The sequence below is a fragment of the Archaeoglobus neptunius genome (assembly GCF_016757965.1).
Classification (GTDB): domain Archaea; phylum Halobacteriota; class Archaeoglobi; order Archaeoglobales; family Archaeoglobaceae; genus Archaeoglobus; species Archaeoglobus neptunius.
In genome coordinates this window covers 1-652 of the sequence record NZ_JAEKIW010000026.1, presented here as the reverse complement: position 1 = coordinate 652, position 652 = coordinate 1, and the positions used below count along the sequence as shown (strand labels likewise).

Genomic DNA, 652 nt, shown 5'->3' with positions numbered 1-652 from the left:
TGTAGTATCCCAAAATTATTTCACAACCCAACATCCAACTCTTGTGAGAAAGCTAACGAACAAGAAGATCAGATGGATAATCAGACAACTCGACAAGGGGACTCCAGTAAAGGAAATAGCCGCTGTGATGAGAGTAACACCGAGAAGAATCTACCAGCTTAAAAAACAGTACGAAGAAACCGGTCAAATACCAGAATTAAAGCAAGCAGGAAGAAAACCAAAACCAATACCCGAAGAAACAGAAGACGTCGTCTTACAAGCCTACCAAAAATACAAACTAAGCCCAGTACTGCTGGAAAAGTTGATAGAAAGAGATCATGGCATTCACATCCCTCACAACACCATCTACAAAGTCTTGCTAAACCACAATCTGGTGGAGGAGAACATGAACAAGAAAAAGCGGAGGAAGTGGGGTAAGATACGAAAGAGAACACTCAATGAGCTTGTGGCAGGGAGACTGGAAGCAAATCGAAATAAGCGGGAAAAATAGGTGGATAATAGCCTTCATGGACGATGCAAGCCGTTTCATTACTTGTTACGGGCTATTCAATTCCGCTACAACTGAGAACACAATCAAAGTTCTCAGGAAAGGATTTGCTGAATACGGCATACCTGATGAAATCCTAACCGATCACGGAACTCAATTCGTTGC

At 42.2% G+C, this 652-nt stretch carries 1 pseudogene; it reads left to right on the top strand.

The window, feature by feature from the left end:
* Positions 1-43: 43 nt before the first annotated feature.
* Positions 44-652, top strand: a pseudogene (locus tag JFQ59_RS12325) (DDE-type integrase/transposase/recombinase); the annotation flags it as partial.